The organism is Enterococcus nangangensis (genome assembly GCF_005405245.1).
Taxonomy (GTDB): Bacteria; Bacillota; Bacilli; order Lactobacillales; family Enterococcaceae; genus Enterococcus_J; species Enterococcus_J nangangensis.
This window is the reverse complement of sequence record NZ_BJDR01000029.1, coordinates 21,980-28,362: the sequence shown is the minus strand read 5'-3', so window position 1 is coordinate 28,362 and position 6,383 is coordinate 21,980. Positions and strand designations below refer to the sequence as shown.

At 43.1% G+C, this 6,383-nt stretch carries 6 protein-coding genes; 3 read left to right on the top strand and 3 right to left on the bottom strand.

Annotated elements, in window-relative coordinates:
* Window positions 1-381: 381 nt before the first annotated feature.
* Complete coding sequence (locus tag FFM57_RS08730; protein ID WP_137600136.1) at window positions 382-966, top strand: hypothetical protein; 585 nt, start codon at window positions 382-384, stop codon at window positions 964-966.
* 93 nt (window positions 967-1,059) lie between these two features.
* On the opposite strand, the gene FFM57_RS08725 is transcribed toward FFM57_RS08730, so the two are convergent.
* Genes FFM57_RS08725 through rsxC form a run of 3 tightly spaced genes read right to left on the bottom strand, consistent with a single transcriptional unit; the run spans window position 1,060 to window position 4,035 of the window.
* Window positions 1,060-1,614 carry a hypothetical protein gene (locus FFM57_RS08725; protein WP_137600135.1) on the bottom strand — a complete coding sequence of 185 codons (555 nt, stop codon included), beginning with the start codon at window positions 1,612-1,614 and terminating at the stop codon, window positions 1,060-1,062.
* 11 nt (window positions 1,615-1,625) lie between these two features.
* Window positions 1,626-2,705: an RnfABCDGE type electron transport complex subunit D gene (locus FFM57_RS08720; RefSeq protein ID WP_137600134.1), complete on the bottom strand. Its 1,080-nt coding sequence runs from the start codon at window positions 2,703-2,705 to the stop codon at window positions 1,626-1,628.
* A complete protein-coding gene (gene rsxC / locus FFM57_RS08715) occupies window positions 2,692-4,035 on the bottom strand; it encodes an electron transport complex subunit RsxC (protein ID WP_137600133.1) in 1,344 nt (447 codons plus the stop codon). Before rsxC ends, FFM57_RS08720 begins: the two co-directional genes overlap by 14 nt.
* A 191-nt stretch (window positions 4,036-4,226) precedes the next feature.
* On the opposite strand from rsxC, the gene obgE reads away from it, so the two are divergent.
* The gene (obgE, locus tag FFM57_RS08710) at window positions 4,227-5,537 is read left to right on the top strand and encodes a GTPase ObgE (protein ID WP_137600132.1); all 1,311 of its coding nucleotides are present in this window, start codon (window positions 4,227-4,229) and stop codon (window positions 5,535-5,537) included.
* Window positions 5,538-5,646: 109 nt separating this feature from the next.
* The gene (locus FFM57_RS08705; RefSeq protein WP_137600131.1) at window positions 5,647-6,369 is read left to right on the top strand and encodes a polyphosphate polymerase domain-containing protein; all 723 of its coding nucleotides are present in this window, start codon (window positions 5,647-5,649) and stop codon (window positions 6,367-6,369) included.
* Window positions 6,370-6,383: the final 14 nt, after the last annotated feature.

The following is a 6,383-nucleotide window of genomic DNA, read 5'->3' as shown; positions in this document are numbered from 1 at the left end:
GCCAATCGCCTGATTGGGGCAGTATTGATGGATTTGCACGAAGATTGGATCCGCTCATCCAGAAAATATATTCAGTTTTAACGCTGAGTTGAAATAGTAGCTGGATGATAAGGGGGGCTTCGAAACTTGTCAAAAGTCGCTTTGCTTCTTCTTTTGACAAGTTCTCACCACCCTCTTTGCTGGTCACCAACTATTACAAGCTCACCATCTATTTCAGAGTCAGCATTGTATCAAAACTTTTACACAGGATTATGGACTTGACTAAATTTCAAATGAACGCCAGCACTTTAAAAAACTTTCTGCTAGCATATTTACCCTCCTAATAATTAATGCTATAGTCAATTTGTAACCGCTTGTTTAAAAAAGTTAGAGGTGGGGATTATGAAGAAAAAATGGCTCTATGTGCCTATCGTTGTTCTTTTGACGATGTTCATTTCTGTTGTCGTAATAAAAGAAAGGGCCGCTTCTCCTTTAGAAATGAAAAAAATAGCAACCCCCATCACGTCGCATTTATCTTATGTGCCAACTTACTATCAGCATACCGCCGGTGAAGTAGTCTCCGAGTTTTATAAATTAGGCAGTCAGAGCTACACGACTACCAATATGCGGGAAACAACAACGAAACAAGCAGCGACAACGGTCACGATTCCTTGGCAAGTGGATGAATTATTAGCGGAAGAAGAAACTTTTGCGACAAGCTTTTTACAAGAGTTGACTAAAGTCTATCAACAAGAAATTAATACTCAACTTACCGTAAATCCCGCGACGATGTTGGAACATTTTTGGGCTAATAATCCTCAGGCTCGGGTGAACGTAGACGCTTACCAACAAGGAATAACGGCCTCAGGTTATGTGTACTGGGGTATTTATAGTTCCAGCGGCTCAAAAATAGGTTTTCGCAAAGAAAAAGTATCTGGGACGGTTCCAAGCATCGGCGTAACCTTAATGGTTGCAGATGAAGAATAATTAATGTTAGAAAAATAGTCAAAAGAAGCGCGCCAAAATCTGTGGAAAGATTTTGACGCGCTTCTTTTTTTCTGGGCAGTTTCAAGGCTAACTTTAAAAAATTTTACCAAAGAAAACGCCGTTGAGAAACGAAAAACTCAGTTGAAACAAAAGTAAGGTGAGGATATCTAACGGTAAACCATTAAGGAAAGGAAGGAGTGGGGTAATCTTTTGCCGATCACGCCACGCCCAAAAAGCAAAGGTATAAATTAAATATTGGCCAGCATAAATGAAACTGTACCCTAAAGGCCCCGTGCTAAAAGCGGTCAGATTAGGAAAAGTGCTAACAGCAAGAAGGAGACTAATGGGGAGCAAATATTTTCTTTCCAAAGGGGCCAGGCGAAGTAAAAAACTGCTTAGCAAGCTGACTAGAAGACTAAGAAGTCCAGCGATAAAATAAAGATGAATCGGACTCTCAATCTTAATCAAATGACTAGTAAGCAAACGATAACTACCGCCACTCAATAAATAAGTCAGAGTAACAAAACTAGTTCCTTTACATAATTTAAAAAAGGGAGCAACCGCATCGTGTTTTGCTTCATGACGGTACAAGTAATTGGTACTTAGAATCGCGCCAAGAAAAAGTAATTGGAGTGGAAAAGTTAACATAGCCAGACCTCCTAATCTTCAGGGACTTTCCAGACGACACCGATTGCCCCACGCTTTTCACCTAGTACTCGTTGTCGTAAGAGATAATCAATTAGTGGGACCAAACAGTTCATAATTAAGATAGCGTAACTGACGCCTTCGTGAGTAGCGCCTAAAAAGCGGAAGAGGAGAATGAGCCCGCCAATACTCGCAGCAAAGAGATATTCACCTAATTTAGTATTGGGGCTAGTGACATAGTCAGTCGCCATATAAAAAGCGCCTAGTAACAAGCCGCCGTTTAAGACGTGACCTAAGACATCACGCCAACTGCCTTGAAAAAGACCGTCGCCGGCAAAGATGAAGGCGCCTAAAGCGACCACCGCGATAATAGTTACCGGGATACGGGGGTGAATAATTTTTTTATACAAGAGAAAGCTCGCCCCTAATAAAATGAGAAATGCCGACGTTTCACCCGTTCGGCCACCAATCACGCCCCAAAAACTTTGCCACAGTTGCTGATTGGTAAGTTGTGCGCCTTGTGCCATTTGTGCTAAAGGTGTCGCCCCACTTAAAGCTTCTTGTTGGAGCGTTGCCATCACTACGGCTGGCTCAATTTTAGCAAAAGGGGGATCTGGCCAACTGATTTGAAACATTTCTTTAAAGAAGAGAAGTACCAATAAGGCGCGCCCTCCTAATGCTGGATTTAAAAAATTAAAGCCTAGCCCGCCGAAAAATTGTTTAACGACGATGATGGCAAACCCGCTCCCGATGATGGGAAAGTACCACGGCGCAGAAGGCGGTAAGTTCATCGTCAAAAGTAAGGCCGTGACGATACAAGAGAAATCCCAAAGCATTTTTTGTTTGGTAAGTTTAAACCAAAGTAGTTCACCCAAAAGGGCTGTTGCGCTGGCCAATAAATAGTTGCGCCAAACGACAACGCCGAATAAGTAGCCCGAAAATAAAACAATAGGCAAAAGGGAGAGACAGACGTAGCCCATTATCTTTTGGGTAGTTGCTGGACTTTTGAGATGAGGGGAGGCACCGGGAGCTTGATGCTGTTCTTGAAAAAGCTCAGCGCTAGGACTCTGGAAATATTTTTTATTTTTTTCCATCACTTTCTGCCTCCTTTCTTAATTGGGCCACGATTCCTTTAGCTTTGGTGATATTACTAGCTAGGTCGCGTTTGGCTGGACAAGTATACGTGCAGACCCCACAATTGATACACGCCTCAACTTGTAATTGGGCTAAACGTTGAAAATCTCCTTTACGGTAATAATGATCCAACAACAAAGGCATTAAGCCCATGGGACATTCCACCACACAGCGATTACAGCGGATGCATGGCGTTTCTGTGGTGGCTGGATTTAATCGGGCGTTTAAGGCGACCACGCCATTGGTTCCTTTGGTAATCGGTACCGCTAAAGAAGAGATGCTCCGTCCCATCATGGGTCCGCCTAAAAGTACTTGGTTTACGTCTACATCTAGTCCACCACAGGCATCAATTAAGGCGCCAACAGGAGTGCCTAAAGGAACGCGAAAAATCTTCGGTTGTGCTACATTACCAGTTACGGTAGTGATTCGTTCAACCAAAGGCTTTTTAAGGGTGACCGCTTCATAGATGGCAAATAAAGTTGCGACGTTTAAGACGATTACTCCTAGTGCTGACGGAAGTGCTCCTAAGGGGACTTCTTGGTTAAGTAGAGCTTTAATTAATTGCTTTTCGCCGCCTTCTGGATAAAAAACAGGAAGTGGGACGACTGAAAAGTTTGGCCAAGATGCACTGGCTTTTTTCATGGCTGAAAGGGCTTCTGGTTTATCTTCTTCAATCCCCACGACAATTTTTTCCACTCCAATTAATTTTTCGACAATTTTCGCACTTGTGATAATTTCGGGAGCAGATTGTTGCATGAGATAATCATCCGATTGTAAAAAGGGTTCACATTCAGCGCCATTAATGACTAGTGTGGTTAAGCTACCGTAAGGCACACTTAATTTAATATGCGTAGGAAAGGTCGCGCCACCTTTGCCGACGATTCCCGCATTTTGAATGCGTTGTAAAATTTCCTCATTAGGAAGCTCTGTCCACATATCAGGTGTAGTCCCATAACAAGTTTCTTCTTGAAAATCATTTTCTACCACGAGGACGGTACTTTGTTGGTTGTTGCTATCTGGCCACAAAATTTCATCGACAATTTTGCCAGAGACACTAGCGTGAACATTAGCGGAAACAAATTGTTCGCTGGCGCCTAATAGCTGTCCTTTTTGCACGGTGTCACCGATTTTGACGACAGAACTAGTCGGTGCGCCAATGTGTTGGTGGAGCGGAATAAAGACGTGAGGGCTTGGCAATGCTTCGATGGTGGCTCCAGTGAGATGCCAAGCTTTTTTTTGCGCTAATAAGGCTGGCGAAAAGCCGGTTCCTTGAATTTTTTTGGCAACCATACAATCCCTCCTAAGATTGACTAAGGTAACTATCTCTAAGAAAAGTTTATCATACATTCTTTATCGGCAAAAATAATATCCTATTTAAAAAGAAAAGAGGCATGGGAGGTGAAGACTTCATGAGACTCACTAGCAATTTCTAAAAAATTCAAGTAAAATGAAACGGAGAATGATAAAGGGGGACAATGAAGATGTCCATGTTTTTAGATCAAGTAACCATCGAAGTAAAAGCTGGTAAAGGCGGCGATGGCATGGTGGCTTTCCGTCGTGAAAAATACGTGCCAGATGGTGGACCAGCTGGGGGCGATGGCGGCCGCGGTGGCGATATTATTTTTGTAGTGGATGAAGGCTTGCGTACCTTAATGGATTTCCGTTACAACCGCATTTTTAAAGCACAACCTGGTGAAAACGGAATGGGTAAGGGAATGCACGGTCGCGGAGCCACTGACCGGCTAGTCAAAGTGCCAGCTGGAACCACGGTCAAAGACGCAGAAACGGGGAAAGTTTTAGGGGACTTAATTGACAACGGACAACAATTAATTGTCGCTCACGGTGGTCGCGGTGGCCGCGGCAATATTCGTTTTGCTACTCATAATAACCCTGCCCCAGAAGTAGCTGAAAATGGTGAACCAGGAGAAGAACGCAAATTAGAATTAGAATTAAAAGTTTTGGCTGATGTAGGTTTAGTTGGTTTTCCATCTGTTGGGAAATCCACGTTACTTTCTATCGTTTCAGCAGCGCGACCAAAAATTGGCGCCTACCACTTTACAACCTTAGTACCAAATCTAGGGATGGTGGATGTCGGTGACGGGCGCAGCTTTGTGATGGCGGATTTACCAGGATTAATTGAAGGAGCTTCCCAAGGTGTCGGCTTAGGAACGCAATTTTTGCGACATATCGAACGGACGCGGGTCATTTTGCACGTCATTGATATGTCGGGCATGGAAGGACGCGATCCTTACGAAGACTATCTAGCCATCAATAAAGAGTTAGAAACCTATAACTTGCGCTTGTTGGAACGACCACAAATTATCGTGGCCAATAAGATGGATATGCCGGAAGCTGAAGCAAATCTTAAAATCTTTAAAGAAAAACTTTACACTGGCCTGGATGAGTTCGCTGAAAAAGTACCGGTCTTTGCCATTTCTGGTTTGACGAAAAAAGGTTTGGCACCGCTACTCAGTGCCACTTGCGATTTGTTAGACGTTACACCAGAGTTCCCGCTTTACGAAGAAGAAGTCGTGGAAGATGTGGTGACTTATGGCTTTACACCGGAGGAACGGCCCTTCACCATTGCCCGCGACGACGATGCTACTTGGGTATTAGGTGGCGAACATATTGAAAAACTCTTTAAAATGACCAACTTTGATCACGAAGAGTCCACCTTGCGCTTTGCCCGCCAATTGCGGGGCTTAGGTGTGGATGAAGCGTTACGTGAACGCGGTGCCAAAGATGGTGACCTTGTCCGCATTGGGGAATTTGTCTTTGAATTTGTCGATTGAAAAGAAAATATGAATTTTTTTAGACCGAATCTTGAAACTTTTCAAGGTTCGGTTTTTTTTAAGCTTCATTTATGGTTGCCTCTTTAAACTCTAAGAAGAGGTGAGAGAAATGAAACTTAAAAATCGTTTTCAACGGAAAGAAACTAAATATGTATTAACCGTTGAGCAATACACATATTTAAAAAAGGCTTTTGCCAAAGAAATGGTGTTAGACCAATACGGGAAACATACAATCTTGTCTTTGTACTATGATGACAGCAATTTTAATTTAATTCGTCGTTCGATACAAAAACCGAAATACAAAGAGAAATTTCGCGTTCGGAGTTACGGCGTAGCCTACGACCCACAAACGCCCGTTTACTTAGAAATTAAAAAGAAAGTTGCCGGCATTGTTTATAAACGCCGCATTGGTATTCCTTACGAAAAACTTGCCGCTTTTAACCAACACACAGCGAGTGTGGTGGTCGCACCTAAAGACCAACAAGTCAAAAATGAAATTGATTACTTAATGAATCGCCGCCATTTATTCCCCCGCGTTTTAATTTGTTACGACCGGGAAGCTTTTTATGGCCAAAGAAATGCCGACTTTCGGGTGACTTTCGATCATCAGATTCGCTACCGAACCACCGACTTAACGTTAGATAGTTCCAGTGAGGGTGAACTGGTAGCCCCAGAAGTGGACGTTTTGATGGAAGTCAAAGCGCTAGGCGCCTATCCGGTGTGGTTCACACACTTACTTAGTTGCGGAAAAATTTATCCGGCGAGCTTTTCCAAATATGCGCAAGTGTATCAACGCTATTTAAAGCCAAAACAAATTAAAAAAAGCGCATAATAAGTTAGGCGCTT